The organism is Micromonospora sp. PLK6-60, assembly GCF_019890675.1.
In the GTDB taxonomy this organism is placed as follows: domain Bacteria; phylum Actinomycetota; class Actinomycetes; order Mycobacteriales; family Micromonosporaceae; genus Micromonospora.
Map to the genome: position 1 here is coordinate 654,731 of NZ_JAIOAA010000003.1, position 20,773 is coordinate 675,503.

The following is a 20,773-nucleotide window of genomic DNA, read 5'->3' on the forward strand; positions in this document are numbered from 1 at the left end:
ATGGCCGCATCCCGTGGTTCCGCCGTACGGCGGGTCGGGCAGGTCCTCACCGGGTTCGGCGCGCTCGTCGTGCTCTGCGGAGTGCTGGTCGGGGCGCCGGTGGCGCTGCTGACCCTCGCCGGCAACCCGCTGCCCGACCATGTGCCCACCCTGGCGGAGATCGGCACCACGCTGACCAGCCGGGACGACGGCCAGCTCTTCCTGCGGGCGCTGGCGGTGCTGGGCTGGTTCGGCTGGGCGACGTTCGCCTTCTCCGTACTCGTGGAGCTGGTGGCGCAGGTGCTGCGCCGCCCGGCGCCGAAGCTGCCCGGGATGCGCCGCCAGCAGCGGGCGGCGGCGGCCCTGGTCGGTTCGGTCGCGCTGATCCTGGCCGCGGCCCCGGCGGCGGCGAGTGCCGCCACGGTGGCCAGCGCGCCCTACCCGGCCGTGGTGGCAGCCGGTCCGGCCGTGGCCCACCCGGCCGTGGTGGCGAGCGGTCCGGCGGCGGCCTCGGCCCAGTCGACTCTGGTGGCTGGTGGACCGGCCGTGGCGGCGGGCGGTCCGGCGGGGCGGGCGGTTGCCGGGCCGGCCGCCACGGGCGTGCCGCCGAGGGCTGGTGTCCCCGAGAAGCCGGCGGCGAACCCGGTGTACCGGGTGGCGCGCGGCGACTACCTCGGCGAGGTGGCCGAGCGGTACCTGGACGACTTCGAGCGCTACCACGAGGTGGCGGCGTTGAACCGGCTCCCCGACGCGGACCGGATCCAGCCCGGCCAGTTGATCAGGCTGCCCGCCCGCGCCGACGACGGCGGTGAGCGCCGGCACGCCACCGGGCACCTGGTATCGGCCGGCTCGACGCCGCGAAAGCCGGCACCCGCCACGGAGTCGTCGCCGCCCCGCAAGCCGTCGCCGCACCCGCCGGCCGCCGGGTCGACCGGCCCGCACACCTCGCCGACCCCGGACGAGCGGACGGTGCCGGGCGAGACGACTCCGGGCGAGTCGGCCCCGGGTGCCCCAACCGACGCGGGCGGCGCGACGAGCGTGGGTGGGCCGACCAAGGCGGGTGGGCCGGCCGACGATCGCGGAGCGACAAGCGTGGGCGGCTCCGGCGGACAGCCGGCCCCCGCGGACCAGGTCGGGCAGCCGGCTGGCGCCCCACCGGCGATGGCGGCCGGGGCGTCCCGGGCCGGCCAGGACGACGGGATGAACCGGCCGCTCGCCGTCAGCGCGGTACTGGCCGTGGCGAGCATCGTGGGCGCGCAGATCGGCGCGGTACTCGGGTTGCGCCGCCGCCCCGGCCGCGCCCTGATCAACGGCCGGCACCGCCGCGAATAGCCGTCCGGCCCCCGCGGTGGTGACCGGCATGGCTGGCCGCCGCCGGCCGCCGCCCCGTAAGCCGATCGCCGCCGGCCTACCGCCCCGCAAGCCGGCCCCCAGGCCGGTTCCCTCGCAGGACGGTCGGGGTCGCACGACGGTCTCGTCGCAGGCCGGTCCCCTCGTACGACGGTCGCCCCGCACGGCGGTCGCGTCGCAGGACACCCCCACGCACGACGGCCGCCCGGTTCCCGCGCACGACAGCCGCCCCGCAGGACGGTTCCCTCGCACGACAGCCGCCCCGCAGGACGGTTCCCTCGCACGACCGTCGCCCCCCAGGGCGGTCGGGTCGCCGCCGGTCGGGGCACCCTGGTTCGCGCCCTACCAACTTGATGTCGTAAACGAATCAGCGCACCGAGATCCGGCCGGAGCACCGCCGGGCTGCGGTGTTATCGGTGCTGGTCAGGCCGCCGCGTCCGCTCAGGACCAGAGACATCGAAGCTCGCCGTGATTCGTTTACGACATCAAGTTGGTAGGCGCCGAAAGGCACCACCGGCCCCGGGCGACCCGGCATCCGAGGTTCCCATCGTGGCAGTCAGAGGGCAGGCCAGGGATGGTGCCAGGCTGCGGCGCGCGGATTCCGGTCGCGGCCGGGCACCGCGGGCACCGGCCCGCTCGGCCGCATCCCGTCATGACCGTCCCGGGCGACCTCGCCGTCAGGGCAGGCGGGTCTGGAGCACGCCGTCGACCACCCGGGTCGGCAGAATCTGCTGGTCGGTGCCGGACGGGCCGTGCACCACCTCGCCACCGTTGAGCCGGAAGGCGCTGCCGTGCCACGGGCAGACCACGCAGGCGTGGCCGTCGATCTCCCGCACCTCGCCCTCGCCGAGCGGCCCGCTCTGGTGCGGGCAGCGCTCCAGCATCACGGTCACCTCGTCGCCGTGCCGGTAGAGGATCACCGAGACGTCGTCCACCTCGCGGGTGACCAGCTCGCGCTGCGGCAGCGACGACAGGTCGGCCACCGGCTGCCACTGGTCACCCATCCGGTGCAGCTCGGAGACGCTCTGGCTGACCTGTGCCCCCTGCTTGTACGCCAGGTGCCCGCCGATGTACGCCCCGGCGCTCGCCGCGCTCAGCCCCAGGTAGGCCAGCGCGCGCCCCGCCCCGTGCCGGCCGTTGAGCCGGGCGGCCAGCGAGCCGGCGTAGAGCGTCAGCCCGATCGCGTTGGCGGCGGCGTGGACCAGGCCCACCCGGCGCTGGTCCCGGGACAGGGCGGCCCAGTCGTTCAGGCCGGCGACGGCCGCCGGCACTGCGCTGGCGGTGCCGAGGGCGACCAGCGTGGTGGCCGCGCGGCGCTGGCCGGGCAGCAGGTCGAGCACCGCGGCACTGATCCAGGCGCCCACCGGCACCTGCACCATCGCCGGGTGCAGCGGGTGGCCCAGCGGCACCCCGTGCAGCAGGTCGCGGATCCGCTGGCCGCGCAGGGTCGACTGGACCCGCCGCTGCAACCGGTCGCCGATCCGGTCCAGCCGGCCGTCCTGTTCCAGTTTCGTCATCAGCGCTCGCACCCTCTCCGACTTCCCGGTATGAGCGGTCGCAAACCGGGCGACCGGCACCGGGGCGGCGAAACAACCTCCACCCACGACACGCCCACAGCATCTGGTGTGTTGGCTTTTTGAAGACCACTACATCTAGGATCAGTTCACTGCTGGTGCGACCCGTCCGACGGGTCCGCCAGGCGCGGTGCCCGCCAGGCCCCGCGCCGAACAGGGAACCCGGTGCGAATCCGGGACTGCCCCGCAGCGGTGAGCGGGAACGAAAGCCGTCACGAAGCACTGGGCCCGACGGGGCCCGGAAAGCGACGGCCGGTAGGCCAGCGCGTTGCCAACGCGTACGCCCGCGAGTCCGAAGACCTGCCAGCAGGGTGCGCCCGCCGGGTGCGCGTACCACCTCGGGGCCTCGTGGGAGGGCCGTCGAGCCGCACTGGATCGTCGCCGGCACACCGACCGGCGGAGATCCGGCGTGCCGTCGTGCCCTCCCCGCGGTCCACACCGACCACCCAGGAGAGCACGTGACGGCGTCATCCACCCTCGCCCCGCCCGCGGCGGACGAACTGCGGGACCTGCTGCACCGGCACCACCGCGACCTGCCCGACACCGACCCGGGCCGGGTCCTGGCCCTGGTCGAGTCGGGGCGTACCGCCCGGGCCGACGCGGCCGAACTGACCGAGCTGGCGATCTCGGCGGCGGCCGGACTGATCGCCGAGGAACCGGCGTACGCGAAACTCGCCGCGCGGTTGCTCGCCGCGCGGCTGGCCGACGAGACGGCCGGCCAGGGCATCCTGCGGTTCAGCGACAGCGTCGCGGCCGCGTACGCCGAGGGGTTGCTCGACCCGGACTTCGCCGGCTTCGTCGCGACGCACGCCGACGCCCTCGACGGCCTGGTCGACCACGCGGCCGACGACGCGTTCGAGTACTTCGGCCTGCGTACGGTCGCCGACCGTTACCTGCTGCGGCAGCCCACCACCCGGGCGGTGCTGGAACGGCCGCAGCACTTCTGGCTGCGGGTCGCCACCGGCCTGTCCGACACGGTCGCCGAGGCCGGCGCGCTCTACCGGTTGATGTCCCGGCTGGCCTACCTGCCCAGCTCGCCGACGCTGTTCAACGCCGGCGCCCGGCACCAGCAGCTCTCCTCCTGCTTCCTGGTCGACTCGCCCCGGGACGAGCTGGACTCCATCTACGAGCGGTACACCCAGATCGCCCGGCTGTCGAAGTTCGCCGGCGGGATCGGCGTCTCGTGGTCCCGGGTGCGCTCGCGGGGGTCGCTGATCCGGGGCACCAACGGCCGTTCCAACGGCATCGTGCCGTGGCTGCGCACGCTGGACGCCAGCGTCGCGGCGGTCAACCAGGGCGGCCGGCGCAAGGGCGCCGCCTGCGTCTACCTGGACACCTGGCACGCCGACATCGAGGAGTTCCTGGAGCTCAAGGACAACACCGGCGACGAGGCCCGGCGAACGCACAACCTCAACCTGGCCAACTGGGTGCCGGACGAGTTCATGCGCCGGGTCGAGGCGGACGCGCAGTGGTCGCTGTTCGACCCGAAGGAGGTGCCCGAGCTGGTCGACCTCTGGGGTGACGAGTTCGACGCCGCGTACCGGGCGGCGGAGGCCGCCGGCAAGGCCGTCCGCACCGTGCCGGCCCGCACCCTGTACGGGCGGATGATGCGCACCCTGGCGCAGACCGGCAACGGCTGGATGACCTTCAAGGATGCCGCGAACCGCACCTGCAACCAGGTCGGCAACGGTGGCGGGGTGGTGCACCACTCCAACCTGTGCACCGAGATCCTGGAGGTGACCAGCGACGACGAGACGGCCGTCTGCACCCTCGGGTCGATCAACCTGGCCGCGCACCTGACCCGGAACGTCGACGGGGTGCCGGACGGGGTCGACTTCGCCACGCTGGGCTCGACGGTGCGGCTGGCCGTGGGCGCGCTGGACCGGGCGATCGACCGGAACTGGTTCCCCACCGAGGAGGCGGCGACGGCGCACCGGCGCTGGCGACCGCTGGGGCTGGGCGTGATGGGGCTGGCCGACGTGTTCGCCGCGCTGCGGCTGCCGTTCGACTCGCCCGAGGCGCTGGCCCTGTCCACCCGGATCGCCGAGGAGATCGCGCTGGCCGGGTACGACGCGTCGGCCGACCTGGCCGCCGCGAAGGGGGCGCACCCGGCGTACCCGCTGACCCGGGCGGCCGGCGGGGTGCTGCACCCGGACCACTGGCCGGACGCCCGACCGGCCCGCCCCGACGCGTGGGCCGCGGTCCGGGAGAAGATCGCGCGGCACGGGCTGCGCAACTCGCTGCTGGTGGCGATCGCCCCGACCGCCACCATCGCCTCGATCGCGGGCTGCGCCGAATGCGTGGAGCCGCTGGTCTCCAACCTGTTCAAGCGGGAGACGCTGTCCGGCGAGTTCCTCCAGGTCAACCGCCACCTGGTGGCGGACCTGAAGCGGCTGGGCCGGTGGGACGCGGCGACCCGGGAGGCGATCAAGCGGGCCGACGGCTCGGTGCGGGACCTCGACCTGCCGGCGGAGCTGACCGCGCTGCACCGCACCGCCTGGGAGCTGCCGCAGCGGGCGCTCATCGACCTGGCCGCCGCCCGCGCACCCTACGTGGACCAGTCGCAGTCGCTGAACCTGTTCCAGGCCAACCCCACCATCGGCCGGCTCTCCTCGATGTACGCGTACGCCTGGCGGGCCGGCCTGAAGACGACCTACTACCTGCGCTCCCGCCCCGCCACCCGCATCACCCAAACCACGGTAAGGAGGGGCCCCCTGTTAACGCCTCCGGTAGAGGAAGGGCCCCCTATTAACAACCTCATCGCGCTTGGCGCGAGCGACGCCGCCGACGCGGTCGCCTGCTCGCTGGAGAACCCGGAGATCTGCGAGGCCTGCCAGTGACGACGCTCCTCGACCCCGGCATGGACCTGACCCTGCGACCGATGCGCTACCCGGAGTTCTACGAGCGGTTCCGGGCCGCCATCCGCAACACCTGGACGGTGGAGGAGGTGGATCTGGCCTCCGACGTACCCGATCTGGCGAAGCTCTCGCCCGGCGAGCGGCACCTGGTGCACCGCCTGGTGGCGTTCTTCGCCACCGGCGACTCGATCGTGGCGAACAACCTGGTGCTCAACCTCTACCAGCACGTCAACGCGCCCGAGGCCCGGCTGTACCTGTCCCGCCAGCTCTTCGAGGAGGCGGTGCACGTCCAGTTCTACCTGACCCTGCTGGACACCTACCTGCCCGACCACGAGGAGCGGGCGAAGGCGTTCGCCGCGGTCGAGCACATCCCGTCGATCCGGGACAAGGCGGAGTTCTGCTTCCGCTGGATCGACTCGATCGGGTCGCTGGACCGGCTGGAGACCCGGGCCGACCGGCGGGCGTTCCTGCTCAACCTGATCTGCTTCGCCGCCTGCGTGGAGGGGCTGTTCTTCTACGGCGCCTTCGCATACGTCTACTGGCTGCGCTCCCGCGGCCTGCTCCCCGGGCTGGCCACCGGCACCAACTGGGTGTTCCGCGACGAGTCGATGCACATGGAGTTCGCCTTCTCGGTGGTGGACACGGTCCGCGCCGAGGAGCCGTCGCTGTTCGACGCGGAGCTGGCGGCCCAGGTGCGGACCATGCTGGACGAGGCCGTCGCGGCGGAGCTGGCCTTCGCCCGCGACCTCTGCGGGGATGGGCTGCCGGGGATGAACACCGCCGACATGCGCCGCTACCTGGAGTACGTCGCGGACGCCCGGCTCGCCCGGCTCGGCCTGCCCCCGGCGTACGGGTCGGCCAACCCGTTCCCGTTCATGGAGCTGCAGGACGTGCAGGAGCTGACCAACTTCTTCGAGCGCCGGGTGTCGGCGTACCAGGTGGCGGTCGAGGGGACGGTGGCGCTGGACGAGGCGTTCTGAGGGGCGGGAATACCGGTCGCGGCCGGGGGCGGTCGGGCGGCAGGGTGGCGACATGCTCGCGTACGCCTTCCGGTCGCCGGCCGCCGCCGGGCCCGTCCGGCCGCTCGCGGCCCTGGCCCGTCGGGACGCGGTGCCGCCGCCGCTGCTGATGCTGCTCGGCATGGTCTCCACCCAGGTCGGGGCCGCGGTCGCCAAGCAGCTCTTCACCGCCACCAGCCCCGGGGGTACGACCACCCTGCGGCTCGCGCTCGGCGCGGTGGTGCTGCTCGCGGTGGCCCGCCCCGCGCTGCGGATCGGCTGGCGGGCCGCCGCCGTGGTCGGCGTGTTCGGGCTGGCCATGGCGGCGATGAACCTCGCCTTCTACGCCGCCCTGCAACGGGTGCCGCTCGGCGTGGCGGTCACCGTCGGCTTCGCCGGCCCGCTGCTGGTGTCGCTGGCCGGCAGCCGCCGCCTCACCGACGCGCTCTGGGCGGTGCTGGCCGGCGGCGGCGTGCTGCTGCTGGCCGGGCTCGGCGGGACCGCCGCCGACCCGTTCGGGTTGCTGCTCTGCGCCGGGATCGCGGTCGGCTGGGCCGGTTACGTGCTGGCCGGCAAGGCGTTGAGCGCACACGTGCCGGGCACCCGTGGGCTGGCCCTGGGCATGGCGGTCTCCGCGCTCTGCGTACTGCCGTTCGGGGTGGCCTCCGGCGGCGCCACCCTGCTGGAACCCCGGATCCTGCTGCTCGGCCTGGGGGTGGCGCTGCTGTCGTCGGTGCTGCCGTACTCGGCGGAGCTGGCCGCGCTGCGCCGGATGCCGGCCCGGGTCTTCGCCGTCCTGCTCAGCCTGGAACCGGCGGTCGCCGCGATGGTCGGCGCCGCGCTGCTCGGCGAGCACCTGGGCTTGGCCCAACTGCTCGGCATCGGCTGCGTGGTGGGCGCCGCGCTCGGCGCCACCCTGCTGGCCGTCAGGCTGCCGTAGGTCGCGCCGTCGCAGCGGTCGTCCTGGCCGTTCACCCGCCGTCGCCGGCGGGCAGGACCCTTGTTCGTGCCCTACCAACTTGATGTCGTAAACGAATCACCGCGGTGAGATCCGGACGAGCACCGCCAATCGTGGGCGGGAGCAGCGCTGGTCACGCCGCCGCACGACTCCGGGTCCGAGACATCGAAGTCCGCCGTGATTCGTTTACGACATCAAGTTGGTAGGCACCGAGCAGCACTACCCGACCCCCGGACCGGCAGCCAAGATTGCCTGGTCGCGCGGGCACGAGAGGGCTCGGGCGGTAGGCGCACGGAGGTCGGGCCGCACGGCGCCCCGGCCCGGTACTCACCCCGGCCGCCTGGCACGCCTTCCTCACTAGCCGCCGACGTCGGTGACCGCCATGCTGGGCGGGTGAGCGTACGGGTGGAACACAGAGGGCCGGTGACCACGGTGATCCTGGACCGGCCGGCGGCCCGCAACGCCGTCGACGGCCCGACCGCCCGGGCGCTGGCCGACGCGTTCCGCGCCTTCGACGCCGACCCGGACGCGGCGGTCGCGGTGCTCTGGGGTGCCGGCGGCACCTTCTGCGCGGGCGCCGACCTCAAGGCGATCGGCACGCCCAGCGGCAACCGGGTCGAGCCGGAAGGCGACGGCCCGATGGGCCCCACCCGGATGGCACTGTCCAAACCGGTCATCGCCGCGATCTCCGGGTACGCGGTGGCCGGCGGCCTGGAGCTGGCGCTCTGGTGCGACCTGCGGGTGGCCGAGTCCGACGCGACGCTCGGGGTGTTCTGCCGGCGGTGGGGGGTGCCGCTGATCGACGGCGGGACAATCCGCCTGCCGAGGCTGATCGGCCAGAGCCGGGCGATGGACCTGATCCTCACCGGCCGGCCCGTCGGAGCCGACGAGGCGTACGCGATGGGGTTGGTGAACCGGCTGGTCGCGCCGGGTGAGGCGCGGGCGGCGGCCGAGCGGCTCGCCGCCGAGATCGCTCGGCACCCGCAGACCTGCCTGCGCAACGACCGCGCCGCGGTGCTCGCCGCCGCCGGGCTGGCCGAGCCCGACGCGCTCGCGGTCGAGCTGGCGTACGGCCTGGAGTCGCTGGCCACGGACGCGGCGGCCGGCGCGGCCCGGTTCGCGGCGGGCGCCGGCCGGCACGGCACTTCGGTCAGCTGAGTTCGCGCAGCGCGGTCTCGATGGCCCGGTGGAACGTCGGGTACGCGTAGATCATGTGCCGGAGCTGGCTGATCGGCACCGCCGCGTGCACCGCCACCACCAGCCCGGAGAGCACCTCGCCGCCGGCCGGGCCGACCGAGGTGGCGCCGACCAGCACGCCCTGGTCGGCGTCGGCGACCAGCTTGATGAACCCGTCGGCCCGGTGGATCCAGCCCCGGGTCGACGAGGACAGCTCGGTGAAGCCCACCTGCACGTTGATGCCGCGCTCGCGGGCCTGCTGCTCGGTGAGGCCGACCGCGCCCACCTCCGGGTCGGTGAAGGTGACCCGGGGCAGCGCCCGGTAGTCGGCGACCGGGACGCTGCCCGGCGCGACGCTCGACCCGCCGGCGCTCATCGACCCGCCGACCGCGCTGACCACCCCGGCCGCGCCGCCGACCACGCTGGCCGTGCCGCTGGCGTCCGGGCCGCCCCGGGTACGCCGCACGTGGTCCAGCACGTCGGCGACCACGATGGCCGCCTGGTACATGGCGATGTGGGTGAACGCGCCCTCACCGGTGAGGTCGCCGACCGCCCAGATCCCGTCGGCGGCGTGCAGCCGGCCGTCCACCGGCAGGTAGCGCTGCGTGCAGTCGATGCCCACGGTGTCCAGGCCGAGCTCGTCCAGGTGCGCCCGGCGGCCGGTGACCACCAGCAGTTGGTCGCCGGTGAACTCCCGGCCGTCGGCGTGCACGGTGAACGCGGCACCGTCGTGGCTGACCCGTTGCGCCTTCACCCCGGTCTCGATGGTGACGCCGTCGGCGCGCAGCGCCTTCGCGGCGACCTCGGACGCCTCCGGTTCCTCGACGGCGAGCACCCGGTCGGACGCCTCGATCACCGTCACCCGCACCCCGAACCGGGCGAAGACCTGGGACAGCTCCAACCCGATCGCGCCGCCGCCCAGCACCAGCAGCGAGCCGGGCAGTTCCTCGACCTCGATCGCCTGGTGGTTCGTCCAGTATGGAGTGTCGGCGAGCCCGTCGATCGGCGGGACGGACGGGCTGGTGCCGGTGCCCACCACGATCCCGTACCGGGCCTGGAACACCTGGTCGTCGACGCGTACCCGGCCGGGGCCGTCGAGCCGGCCGGCGCCCCGGACGAACCGGCCGCCCTTGCCGGTGAACCGGTCCACCGCGGCCCGGTCGTTCCAGGTGTCGGTGGCCTCCTCGCGGATCCGCTTCGCCACCGGCGCCCAGTCCGGCCGCACCTGCGCGGTGCCGGCGAACTCGTCGACCCGGCGCGCCTCGGCCAGCGCGTTCGCCGCCCGGATCATCATCTTGCTGGGGACGCAGCCCCAGTACGGGCACTCCCCGCCGACCAGGCCCCGGTCGATCCCGACGACGGTGAGGCCGGCCTCGGCGAGCCGCCCGGCCACCTCCTCGCCGCCGACCCCGAGCCCGACCACGACCACGTCCACCAGTTCCGGCTCCGCCATGCCGACCAGCATTCCGTACCCGGCTGCCCGGCGCGACCGGTCCGCGCGGTGATTCCCGCCGCCGGCGGCCGTAGGGTGTGCGCGTGCAGGCACGCTTCGCCCCGGTACGGGACACCTTCCACGACCTGTTCGCCGCCGGCCGGGAGACCGGTGCGGCGCTGACCGTCTGGTACGACGGCGCGCCGGTGCTGGACCTGGTCGGCGGCACCCGCGCGGCGGTCCCGCCGGGCGCGACCGTGCCGGCCGTCGGGGCGGACCACCCGTGGCGGCCGGACACCCTGGTCAACGTCTACTCGGTGGGCAAGCCGGTGGCCGCGCTCTGCCTGCTGATGCTGGTGGACCGGGGCCGGGTCGACCTGGACGCGCCGGTGTCGGCGTACTGGCCGGGGTTCCGCGCCCCGGCCACCGTCCGGCAGGTGCTCAGCCACACCGCCGGCCTGCCCGCGTTCCCGGTGCCCCGGCCCGCCGAGGCGGTCACCGACTGGGGGCTGCTCTGCGCCGACCTGGCCGCCGCCGAACCCGAGTGGGAGCCGGGGTCCGTCGCGGGCGAGCACGCCTGGACGTACGGGCACCTGGTGGGCGAGCTGGTCCGGCGGGTGGACGGGCGGACGGTGGGGCGGTTCCTGGCCGAGGAGATCGCCGGGCCGTGGCGGCTCGACCTGGCCTTCGGGTTGGGCCCGGCCGACCGGCGGCGGTGCGCCGACCTGTCGTACGCCGATCCGGGCTGGCCGGACGCGACCCGGGGTGAGCCGGGGTCGCTGCGCGCCCGGGCGCTGGACAACCCACCCGGCGGGCGCGACGTGGCGGTGGTGAACGGGCCGTCGTGGCGCGCCGCCGAGATCCCGGCGGTGAACCTGCACGCCACCGCCGCCGCGCTGGCCCGGCTCTACGCGGGCCTGCTGGCCGGCGGCACCCTCGACGGGGTACGCCTGTTCGGCGCGGAGCTGGTCGCCGAGGCGACCCGGGTGCAGTACGCCGGCCCCGACCTGGTGCTGGACCGGACGACGCACTGGACGCTGGGCATGCAGTGGGAACCGGACGGCAGCTGGGGCATGGGCGGGATCGGCGGCAGCAGCGCCTGGGCCGACCCGGGGCGCGGCTACGCCTTCGCCTACGTGACGTCCCGGCTGGCCGGTCACGACCGGGCCGACGAGCTGGCGGAGGCGCTGCACTCCTGCCTGTGAGGTGTTAACCGGGGGCCCCTGCTCTACCGAATGCGTTAATAGGGGGCCCCTCCTTTCACGGGTAGTCCAGTTGTCTGCGCTGCTCGGGCGGCAGGCGCCACGGTTGGTGTATCGCCTTGCCCTCGACGGCGGCCAGCTCGGGGACCCAACGCCGGACGTACCCGCCGGTCGGGTCGTACCGTTCGGCCTGGCGGACCGGGTTGAACCCCCGGTACGGCCGGCTGTCGTTGCCGGTGCCGGCCACCCACTGCCAGTTGCCGGAGTTGTCGGGCACGTCGCCGTCGAGCAGCCAGCGGGAGAAGACCTTCAGGCCGGGCCGCCAGTCCAGCCGGAGCACCTTGGTCAGGTACCCGGCGGTGATCAGCCGCGCCCGGTTGTGCATCCAGCCCTCGGCGCGCAACTGCCGCATCCCGGCGTCCACGATCGGCATCCCGGTCCGGCCCTCCGCCCAGGCGGCCAGGGCCTCCTCGTCGGCGCGCCACTCCTCCGTCGCGCCGCGCCGGTAGGCCACCGTGGCGATGTCCGGGAAGCCGGCGGTGACCTGGTGGTAGAAGTCGCGCCAGCAGAGCTGCCGGACGAACGGCCCGGCCCGGTCGCCGGCCCGGTTCACCACCGCCAGCGGCGAGAGGCAACCGAAGCGCAGGTACGGGCTGAGCCGGGAGGTCTCATCGGCGGCCAGGTCGTCGTGGATGTCGTCGTACCCGGCCTCGGTGGGCAGCCACCGGGTGAGCCGGCGCCGGGCGACGCTCTCCCCGCCGGGCACGGCGTCCGGCGACTCCCCCTCCGGCGGCTCGGGCAGCCGGCCGGGGTCTACCCCGTCGGGCAGCCGGACCTGTCGCGGCGCGGCCAACTCGTCGCGCACCTTCGTCCCCAGCCAGGCCCGGTGGTAGGGGGTGAACACCCGGTAGTGGTCCCCGCCGGCGGGGCGCAGCGCGCCCGGTTCGACGACGGTGACGCCGGGAAAGAGCCGCAGCGACATCCGGTGCCGCTCGCACTCCGCGCGCAGCCGGCGTTCGCGCCGCGCGGCGTACCGGCTGACGTCGGCGGAGAGGCCGATCCCCGCGGCGCCGACGCGGCGGGCCAGCTTGATCGTCTCGGCCACCGGGTCGCCGCGCCGGACCACCAGGTCGCCGCCGCGTTCGCGCAGCGCCTCGCGCAGGTCGGCCAGGCTCTGGTGCAGGAACCGGGTGCGGTTCGCCGACAGCCCCGCCAGGGCCGGGTCGAGCACATACAGCGGCACCACCCGGTCGAAGGCGGCGCAGGCCGAGGCCAACGCCGGCTGGTCGTGCACCCGCAGGTCGCGGGTGAGCAGCACGACCGCCGTACGCTCGCTCACCGGACCGGACGGGCGGGTCCGGGCAGCGCGACAGGCGTGCCGGCCGGGGTGAGCAGGGCGCGCGCGGCCACCGCCAGCCGCTTCCGCCGGGGTACGAGGGCCCGCCGCGCGAACACGTCGTAGTCCTGCCCGGCCACCTCGTCGAGGATCCCGCCGTAGAGGGCGTAGGCGGTGCGCATGCAGGCCTGCGAGGCGGGGCTGAGCAGCGGGATGCCCGGCGCGGCGGCCAGGTAGTGGGCCTGGGCGCGGGTCACCTCGTACTCGATCAGTTCGCGGATGGCCGGCGTGGTGCGGCCGGCGTCCCGCGCGGCGAGCAGGTCCTCGCGGGTGACGCCGAACTTGGCCAGGTCCTCGTCGGGCAGGTACGTGCGGCCCCGGTCGAGGTCCTCGGCCACGTCGCGGATGAAGTTGGTGAGCTGGAAGGCGAAGCCGAGCTGGCGGGCCGGCTCCCGGGCGGCGGCCGGGTCGGAGCTGCCCAGGATCGGCAGCATCATCGTGCCGATGACCGCGGCCGAGCCCTCCATGTAGTCGAGCAGGTCGTCGTAGGTCCGGTAGGACGTGACGGTGAGGTCCATCGCCATGCTGCGCAGGAACGACGCGAAGTCCGCCCGGTCCAGGTCGAACACGGCGATGGTGTGCAGCACGGCCGGCAGCAGCGGGTCGTCGACGGGCTCCCCGTGCAGGCCGGCGAGGAAGCGGGACGCCCACTGGTCGAGGCGGGCCGCGCGGGCGGCCGGCGGCAGGTCCTCGGTCCGGTCCACGATCTCGTCGGCATACCGGGTGAACCCATATAAAGCGTGCACATGCCGCCTTTTCCAAGCGGGCAGCAGCCGGGTGGCGAGATAGTAGGTGCGGCCGTGTTGTTTGTGCAGCTCACGGCAGCGGCCATAGGCAGCGGCGAGGTCGATGTCCACCGGCCCTCCTCTTGAATCGACGCACCAATCGACGCAACTTCCGTACCCTAGGGTACGCTCGTCGACATGGCCAACGACGCAGTTGCGGGCGACGCGCTCCGGGTGGCCCCGGCCGGCGCCGGGGACGGGGACGATCCCGTCGGCGGCGTGCTGGCCGCCTTCACCCACGACCTGGTCACCGCCGTCGACGGCACCCTCGCCGACTTCCTGGCCACCGAGATCGCCGCGCTGCACGAGATCGACGCGGCGATGGGCGGGTTCGCCGCCACCGCCCGGGACTGCGTGCTCGCCGGCGGGAAGCGGGTCCGCCCCACCTTCGCGTACTGGGGCTGGCGGGGCGTGGTGGGTGGCGACGAGCCGCTGCCCCCGGTGCTGCCGGCGCTGGCCGCGCTGGAACTGCTGCACACCTTCGCCCTGGTGCACGACGACGTGATGGACGCCTCCGACACCCGCCGGGGCCTGCCCACCGCGCACCGGGCCGCCGCCGCCCGGCACCGCGCCGCCGGGCACACCGGCGACCCCGAGCGGTACGGCGAGGCGGTCGCCGTGCTGATCGGCGACCTCTGCATGGTCTGGGCCGACCGCCTGCTCGGCCAGGCCGCCCTGCCGCCCGCCCGGATGCTGGAGCTGCGGCGCTGCTACGACCAGATGCGCGTCGAGACGGTGGCCGGGCAGTTCCTCGACGTGCTCGGCGAGCACGACGCGGCGAACTGGTCGGTCGACCGGGCCCTGCGGGTGGTCCGCTACAAGACCGCCAGCTACACGGTGCAGCGACCGCTGCTCTTCGGCGCCTGCCTGGCCGGCGTCGACCCGGACGCGCCCACCGTCGCCGCGTACACCCGCTACGGCCTGGCCGTCGGCGAGGCGTTCCAGCTCTGCGACGACCTGCTCGGCGTCTACGGCGACCCGGCCACCACCGGCAAGCCGGCCGGCGACGACCTGCGCACCGGCAAGCCCACCGCGCTGCTGATGCTGGCCCGGCAACTGGCCACCCCGGCCCAGCGGCGGGCCCTGACGCGGGCCGGCGCCGACCTCACCGAGCCCGAGGTGGCCGGGCTGGCCGAGCTGGTCGCCGACACCGGCGCGGTCGACCGGATCGACCGGATGATCGACGACCGGGTCGCCGAGGCGCTCGCCGCGCTGGAGTCCGCGTCGATCGACGAGACCGCGCGCACCGCGCTCACCGGTCTCGCCGCCGCCGCCACCCGGCGGCGGGCATGATGAGCGACTTCGCGAAGGAGGTGGTCACGTGCGGACCGTGAACGGGCGTACGGACCGGGTGGTGGTCGTGGGCGCGGGCCTCGGTGGGCTGGCGTGCGCGCTGCACCTGGCCGGCAGCGGCCGGCAGGTGACCGTCCTGGAGCGGGAACCGGTGCCCGGCGGGCGCGCCGGCCGGCTCGCCGTCGACGGATACGAGTTCGACACCGGGCCGACCGTGCTCACCATGCCGGACCTGATCGCCGAGGCGCTCGGCGCGGTCGGCGAGGAGCTGGACGACTGGCTCGACCTGACCCCGCTCGACCCCGCCTACCGGGCGTACTACCCGGACGGCTCGACGCTGGACGTCATCACCGACACCACCCGGATGGCCGCCGAGATCGCCCGGGTCTGCGGGCCCCGGGAGGCGGACGGCTACCTGCGCTTCGTCGACTACACCCGCAACCTGTGGCAGTGGGAGCGGGCCGACTTCATCGACCGCAACCTGGACGCCCCGACCGACCTGCTCACCGCCAACCTGGTGAAGCTGCTGGCCAACGGCGCGTTCCGGCGCCTCCAGACCAAGATCAACCAGTTCTTCCGCGACCCCCGTACCCAGCGGATCTTCTCCTTCCAGGCGATGTACGCGGGCCTCGCGCCGCACGACGCGCTGGCCATCTACAGCGTCATCGCATACCTCGACTCGGTGGCCGGGGTCTACTTCCCGCGCGGCGGCATCCACGCGGTCTCCCGGGGGATGGCCGGCGCCGCCGAGAAGCACGGCGTGCAGATCCGGTACGGCACCACGGTGACCCGGGTGGAGACCGCCAACGGGCGGGCCACCGGCGTGCTGACCGCCGACGGCGAGCTGATCCCGGCCGACGTGGTGGTGCTCAACCCGGACCTGCCGGTCGCCTACCGCGACCTGCTGCCCGAGGGCCGGGCCCGGAAGCTGACCTACTCGCCCTCCTGCGTGGTGCTGCACGTCGGGTCGACCCAGGGCTACTCGAAGATCGCCCACCACAACATCCACTTCGGCCGGCAGTGGCAGGGCACCTTCGACGAGGTGATCCGGCGGGGCGAGCTGATGAGCGACCCGTCGCTGCTGGTCACCAACCCGAGCCGCACCGACCCGTCCGTCGCCCCACCCGGCCGGCACACCTACTACGTGCTGGCCCCGGTGCCCAACCTGCACCGGGCGCCCTTCGACTGGCGGGGCGACCTCACCCGCCGCTACGCCGACCGGCTGATCGGCACCCTGGAGGAGCGCGGCTACCTCGGCTTCGGCGACGGCGTCGAGGTACTGCGTACGATCACCCCGGCCGAGTGGGAGGAGCAGGGCATGGCAGCCGGTACGCCGTTCGCCGCCGCGCACACCTTCCTCCAGACCGGCCCGTTCCGGCCGTCGAACCTGCACCGCCGGCTGTCGAACGTGGTCTTCACCGGCTCCGGCACGCAGCCCGGCGTCGGGGTGCCGATGGTGCTGATCTCCGGCAAGCTCGCCGCCAACCGCATCACCGGGGCCGGCCGGTGAGCGCGATCAGTGCGGCGCGGCGGAGCCCCGCAGCCGCGAACGGAGGGCAGGGCCGATGACCGGGCGGGAGTCCCACCTGGTGGAGCTGGTCGACGACGCCGGGCGGCCGCTCGGCCAGGCCACCGTCTCCGCCGCCCACCAGCCACCCGGCCGGCTGCACCGGGCGTTCTCGGTGCTGCTGGTCGCGCCGGACGGGCGGGTGCTGCTGCAACGCCGGGCCGCGGTGAAGACCCGGTTCCCACTGCGCTGGGCCAACTCGTGCTGCGGTCATCCGGCGCCCGGCGAGTCGCTGGCCGACGCCGCCAACCGGCGCCTCGGCGAGGAGCTGGGCGTCGCGCCGGTCGCGCTGACCGAGGTCGGGGTGTACGTCTACTACGCCGAGGACCCGTCGACCGGCCGGGTCGAGTTCGAGTACGACCACGTGCTGCGCGCCGACGCGCCCGCCGACGTGGCGGTCCGGCCCGACCCCGACGAGGTGGCCGAGCTGCGCTGGGTCGACCCCGCCCGGCTGATGACCGAGATCGACGCGGATCCCCGCGCGTACGCCCCATGGCTGGGCGGCGTGGTGAGCCGCCTGCTGCGCGCCGGCGAGCCGGCCGGCGCCCGAGCGGACGACGACGCCCCGGAGCGGTCGGGTGGCCGATGAGGCGCTGAGCGCGGGGGCCGTGGCACGCCGGCTGGGCGTGGCGGTCACCACGTTGCGCACCTGGCACCAGCGCTACGGCCTCGGCCCCAGCCAGCACGTCCCCGGTCACCACCGGCGCTACACCCCGGCGGACCTGGCCCGGCTGGAGATCATGCGCCGGCTCACCGCGGAGGGCGTCACCCCGGCGGAGGCCGCCCGCTGGGCCCGGCAGGCGCCCCCGTCCGGGAGCACCGGGCTGGCCGGGGCGGGCCGGGCGCGGACCGGCCGGGCCGGCGGCGGACTCACCATTCCGGTGGGCCGGGCGGGGCCCGCGGCCCGGGGCCTGGCCCGGGCCGCCATGCGGCTGGACTCGTCGGCCATCGGGGAGGCCGTCACGCACGCGCTGGCCGCCGACGGCGTGGTCGCCACCTGGGACGGGCTGCTCCGCCCGGTGCTCGCCGGGATCGGCGAGCGGCACGCCGCCACCAACGGCCTGGTCGAGGTGGAGCACCTGATGTCCCGGTGCGTCTCCGAGGCCCTGGCGGCCGTTCCCCGTGCGGCCACCGGCCCGGCCCGGCTCCTGCTCTCCTGCGCCGACGAGGAGCAGCACAGCCTGCCGCTGGAGGCGCTCGCCGCCGCCCTCGCCGAGCGGAATGTGGCCTATCGCATGCTCGGTGCCCGGGTGCCGGTCTCGGCCCTCGTCGAGGCGGTCAACCGGACCGGTCCGGCGGCCGTGGTGATCTGGTCGCACACCCGGGCCACAGCCGACCCGGCACAGCTCGCCGCCCTGCTCGCCGCGCCTCGCCGGCCGCTGCTGGTGCTCGCCGCGGGGCCCGGCTGGCGCGCCGACACGTTGCCGGCGGGGGTGGTCCGGCCGGTCGATCTGGCCGAGGCCGTGTCGCTCTGCCTGGCCGTCCGGGAGTCCCTCGACCAGTCCGCGACCGGTTGAGGGTCTTCCGATCGTCACGCTCCGTCCTCTAACGTCTGGTGGTCCGCGTACCGCCACCCCTCGGAGCGACGATGAACTCACGCGCCGTACTGGCGATCGGCCTCGGCCTGGCGCTCGCGCTGGCCGGCTGCGGTGACCCCGCGCGCCGCGTCGCGGGCGTCGGCGGCGGCGCCGGCAGCCCGGCGCCGGTGGCCTCCGACGTCCCGACCCCCGACGGATCGTCGGCACCGCCGACGGCGGAGCCGAAGCCGAGCGCGTCCTCCCGTCCCAGCCGCCCCGCCCGCACCACCCCACCGCGGCCCCGGCTGCGACCGCTGCCGAAGACCCTCCCGGCCGGCCTGCGCCGGACCACCGGCACCCGCGCGGTGGCGCTGACCTTCGACGACGGGCCGAGCCCGGCCTGGACGCCGAAGGTCCTCGACCAGCTGCGCGCGGCCGGCGTCAAGGCGACCTTCTGCCTGGTCGGCATCGAGGTCAAGCAGCACCCGCAGCTGGTGGCCCGGATCGTCCGGGAGGGCCACCAGCTCTGCAACCACAGCTGGCGGCACGACATGGACCTGGGCCGCCGGCCGATCGCCGAGATCCGGGCCGACATGGTCCGCACCAACCGGGCCATCCAGGCGGCGGCGCCGGGCGCCAAGGTGTCGTTCTTCCGCCAGCCGGGCGGCCGGTGGACCGCGGAGGAGGTGGCGGTGGCCCGCCAACTCGGCATGCAGTCGCTGCACTGGACGGTGGACCCGCAGGACTGGACGAAGCCGGCCCCGCCGCTGATCACCCGGCGGGTGCAGGCGGCCACCCGGCCCGGAGCGGTGGTGCTGATGCACGACGGGGGCGGCAACCGGGCCGCCACGCTGACCGCCTGCCGCTTCCTGATCCCCGACCTGAAGCGCCGCTACGGCGTCACCCGACTCCGCTAACCCTCTCTGACCTGCGGTTTTACGCCGCCGCGTGGGCCATGCCATACCGGTTTGGTCGACCGGCCGATCATCACGTAAGCTATCCAAGCCTCCGGCGGGGCCGGATGGGAGCAAGTCCGCTTGAAGTTGCGAATGTGCAATGATGGCGGGGCCGCCCTCATCGTCTAGCGGCCCAGGACGTCGCCCTTTCAAGGCGGTAGCACGGGTTCGAATCCCGTTGGGGGCACGATCCGGCTTCGGTCGGAGGCAACAGAGCAAGGTCCTGTGGAGCAGTTGGAGTGCTCGCCGCCCTGTCAAGGCGGAGGTCGCGGGTTCAAGTCCCGTCAGGACCGCAAGCGCTGACGCCGCGCGAGGGTTGCGCGGCGTTCTGCGTATCGGAGCAGGCCGCCCTCCGGGTAGCATGTTCCGAGTGCCCGGCCAGGTAGCTCAGTTGGTACGAGCGTCCGACTGAAAATCGGAAGGTCGGCGGTTCGACCCCGCCCCTGGCCACATAGCCTTTCGCCGGGCTACAGAGATCCCCACCAGCGGAAACGCGGGTGGGGATCTTGCTGTTTGGTATCCCGGCTGCATCGGTTGATCGCTCTTGGCTCGTGATCACTCCCCTTATCGCGCGCAGATCGCACGCCGCCCTGCTTCTACCGCCATCCCGCCGCCCGCTGCCGGCTTCGGGAACTCCGCCTCGTTGTCGATCAAACCTAGACTTGCAGGCATGAAGCGCCCGCGTCTCCGGATGACGCAGCTCGTAGGGCTCCTGCTCCTGCTCGCCTCGGGTGTCGGGTTGTGGCTGGGCTGGCCTGAGAAGGTCACGTCGCTACTTCTCGTCGCCGGAGGACTGGTGGCTCATGGTCCGACTGTCATTGCCGCTTGGCGGGAAAGGGAGTTCAAGCCGCCGAAGTCCCCGGAGAAGGTTCTGAGGTGGTACCCGAAGTGGTGGGCCTGACTCCCTCCCGCTTCTCATAGGCGGGGATCTTGTTGTTGCAGCCTCCGTCGCCCTCCCTCGATCGGCGGCGTCCTGGCTAGCGCCTGAGCGCCGTGTACCAGCCCACCGAGGCCACAATGAGAAGCAGTGCCAGCACGAACAGGGCTCGGGCGACGGCGGCGGACACCGGCGCGAGGAACGGGACCTGCGGGAGGAGCACGCCCGCACCGAGCAGGGCGACCACGCCGCCGCGGCGGACGGGCTCGGCTCGCTGACTCGCCGTCAGGCGGGCAACCCGCACCCAGGCCGCCGGGAACCGTCGCGTCGTCGCGACCCACCCGCCGAGTACGACCAGGCCGAGGCCGAGGAACACGGCGACGAGGCGCAGGGCGAGCCCCACCGGGTCCGAATCAGCCACGCTCATGCGACCAATCATTCAGGCGATGTCAATGCGCTCCACGGGGGCACGTCGGCCGACCGTCCGGAGCCCAGCCGTCGTGGCCTGTCGTGGCCCGTTGCCTGTCGTGGCTGGGCTGCCGTAGCTGTCGGTCGCGAGGCGGCCCCGACCGTCTGGGACGGCCGCCCGCGCTGGGGCAGGCCGCCCGTGCCGGGGAGCCGCCCGTGGTGGGGGCCCGGCCGTGGTGGGGGCCCGGCCGTGGTGGGGGCCCGGCCGTGGTGGGGGCCCGGCCGTGGTGGGGGCCCGCCCGTGGTGGGGGCCCGCCCGTGGTGGGGGCCCGCCCGTGGTGGGGGCCCGCCCGTGGTGGGGGCCCGGCCGTGGTGGGGGCCCGGCCGTGGTGGGGGCCCGCCCGTGGTGGGGGCCCGCCCGTGGTGGGGGCCCGCCCGTGGTGGGGG

17 protein-coding genes, 3 tRNA genes and 1 riboswitch are annotated in these 20,773 nt (G+C 74.5%); of the genes, 15 read left to right on the plus strand and 5 right to left on the minus strand.

Annotated features, from left to right (window positions below; genetic code table 11):
* Positions 1–1,311: a LysM peptidoglycan-binding domain-containing protein gene (locus K7640_RS09390; protein WP_222954301.1), complete on the plus strand. Its 1,311-nt coding sequence runs from the start codon at positions 1–3 to the stop codon at positions 1,309–1,311.
* Positions 1,312–2,006: 695 nt separating this feature from the next.
* Here the strand turns inward: K7640_RS09390 and K7640_RS09395 are convergent.
* A complete protein-coding gene (locus K7640_RS09395) occupies positions 2,007–2,846 on the minus strand; it encodes a Rieske 2Fe-2S domain-containing protein (protein ID WP_255608406.1) in 840 nt (279 codons plus the stop codon).
* A 209-nt stretch (positions 2,847–3,055) separates the two neighbouring features.
* Positions 3,056–3,205, plus strand: a riboswitch (cobalamin riboswitch).
* A 156-nt stretch (positions 3,206–3,361) separates the two neighbouring features.
* Between K7640_RS09395 and K7640_RS09400 the strand changes: the two genes are divergently transcribed.
* The 4 genes from K7640_RS09400 (at position 3,362) to K7640_RS09415 (ending at position 8,875) form a co-directional block, all read left to right on the plus strand.
* On the plus strand, positions 3,362–5,743 hold the full coding sequence (locus tag K7640_RS09400) for a ribonucleoside-diphosphate reductase subunit alpha (RefSeq protein WP_222954303.1): 2,382 nt from the start codon (positions 3,362–3,364) through the stop codon (positions 5,741–5,743).
* Between the two features lie 20 nt (positions 5,744–5,763).
* Positions 5,764–6,741: a ribonucleotide-diphosphate reductase subunit beta gene (locus K7640_RS09405; RefSeq protein WP_222954378.1), complete on the plus strand. Its 978-nt coding sequence runs from the start codon at positions 5,764–5,766 to the stop codon at positions 6,739–6,741.
* Positions 6,742–6,793: 52 nt separating this feature from the next.
* Positions 6,794–7,699, plus strand: coding sequence for a DMT family transporter (locus K7640_RS09410; RefSeq protein WP_255608407.1), 906 nt, complete (start codon positions 6,794–6,796; stop codon positions 7,697–7,699).
* Positions 7,700–8,110: 411 nt separating this feature from the next.
* Positions 8,111–8,875: a crotonase/enoyl-CoA hydratase family protein gene (locus K7640_RS09415; protein ID WP_222954304.1), complete on the plus strand. Its 765-nt coding sequence runs from the start codon at positions 8,111–8,113 to the stop codon at positions 8,873–8,875.
* Here K7640_RS09415 and K7640_RS09420 read toward each other — a convergent pair.
* Positions 8,868–10,346 (minus strand): NAD(P)/FAD-dependent oxidoreductase, encoded by a 1,479-nt coding sequence (locus K7640_RS09420; RefSeq protein ID WP_222954305.1) that lies wholly within the window; start codon positions 10,344–10,346, stop codon positions 8,868–8,870. The two genes, K7640_RS09415 and K7640_RS09420, sit on opposite strands and share 8 nt — an antisense overlap.
* Positions 10,347–10,429: 83 nt before the next feature.
* On the opposite strand from K7640_RS09420, the gene K7640_RS09425 reads away from it, so the two are divergent.
* Complete coding sequence (locus K7640_RS09425) at positions 10,430–11,530, plus strand: serine hydrolase (RefSeq protein ID WP_222954306.1); 1,101 nt, start codon at positions 10,430–10,432, stop codon at positions 11,528–11,530.
* 55 nt (positions 11,531–11,585) lie between these two features.
* On the opposite strand, the gene K7640_RS09430 is transcribed toward K7640_RS09425, so the two are convergent.
* Positions 11,586–12,866 carry a deoxyribodipyrimidine photo-lyase gene (locus K7640_RS09430; RefSeq protein ID WP_222954307.1) on the minus strand — a complete coding sequence of 427 codons (1,281 nt, stop codon included), beginning with the start codon at positions 12,864–12,866 and terminating at the stop codon, positions 11,586–11,588.
* Positions 12,863–13,780, minus strand: coding sequence for a phytoene/squalene synthase family protein (locus tag K7640_RS09435; RefSeq protein ID WP_222954308.1), 918 nt, complete (start codon positions 13,778–13,780; stop codon positions 12,863–12,865). Before K7640_RS09435 ends, K7640_RS09430 begins: the two co-directional genes overlap by 4 nt.
* A 66-nt stretch (positions 13,781–13,846) precedes the next feature.
* Between K7640_RS09435 and K7640_RS09440 the strand changes: the two genes are divergently transcribed.
* The 9 genes from K7640_RS09440 to K7640_RS09480 all read left to right on the plus strand — a co-directional run bounded on the left by K7640_RS09440 (position 13,847) and on the right by K7640_RS09480 (position 19,942).
* Positions 13,847–15,001, plus strand: coding sequence for a polyprenyl synthetase family protein (locus K7640_RS09440; protein WP_222954309.1), 1,155 nt, complete (start codon positions 13,847–13,849; stop codon positions 14,999–15,001).
* Positions 15,002–15,029: 28 nt separating this feature from the next.
* Positions 15,030–16,511, plus strand: coding sequence for a phytoene desaturase family protein (gene crtI / locus K7640_RS09445; RefSeq protein ID WP_222954310.1), 1,482 nt, complete (start codon positions 15,030–15,032; stop codon positions 16,509–16,511).
* 55 nt (positions 16,512–16,566) lie between these two features.
* On the plus strand, positions 16,567–17,157 hold the full coding sequence (gene idi / locus K7640_RS09450) for an isopentenyl-diphosphate Delta-isomerase (RefSeq protein WP_222954311.1): 591 nt from the start codon (positions 16,567–16,569) through the stop codon (positions 17,155–17,157).
* Entirely contained in the window at positions 17,147–18,085 is a 939-nt protein-coding gene (locus K7640_RS09455; RefSeq protein ID WP_222954312.1) for a MerR family transcriptional regulator, read from the plus strand. The genes idi and K7640_RS09455 overlap by 11 nt, the downstream gene beginning before the upstream one ends.
* Before the next feature lie 71 nt (positions 18,086–18,156).
* Positions 18,157–19,002, plus strand: a complete 846-nt coding sequence (locus K7640_RS09460; protein WP_222954313.1) for a polysaccharide deacetylase family protein — start codon at positions 18,157–18,159, stop codon at positions 19,000–19,002.
* A 153-nt stretch (positions 19,003–19,155) separates the two neighbouring features.
* Positions 19,156–19,228 (plus strand) — tRNA-Glu (locus tag K7640_RS09465).
* A 32-nt stretch (positions 19,229–19,260) separates the two neighbouring features.
* Positions 19,261–19,334, plus strand: a tRNA-Asp gene (locus K7640_RS09470).
* Positions 19,335–19,417: 83 nt separating this feature from the next.
* Positions 19,418–19,491 (plus strand) — tRNA-Phe (locus tag K7640_RS09475).
* Between the two features lie 220 nt (positions 19,492–19,711).
* Complete coding sequence (locus K7640_RS09480) at positions 19,712–19,942, plus strand: hypothetical protein (protein WP_222954314.1); 231 nt, start codon at positions 19,712–19,714, stop codon at positions 19,940–19,942.
* A gap of 76 nt (positions 19,943–20,018) precedes the next feature.
* On the opposite strand, the gene K7640_RS09485 is transcribed toward K7640_RS09480, so the two are convergent.
* On the minus strand, positions 20,019–20,345 hold the full coding sequence (locus K7640_RS09485) for a hypothetical protein (RefSeq protein ID WP_222954315.1): 327 nt from the start codon (positions 20,343–20,345) through the stop codon (positions 20,019–20,021).
* Between the last annotated feature and the right edge of the window lie 428 nt (positions 20,346–20,773).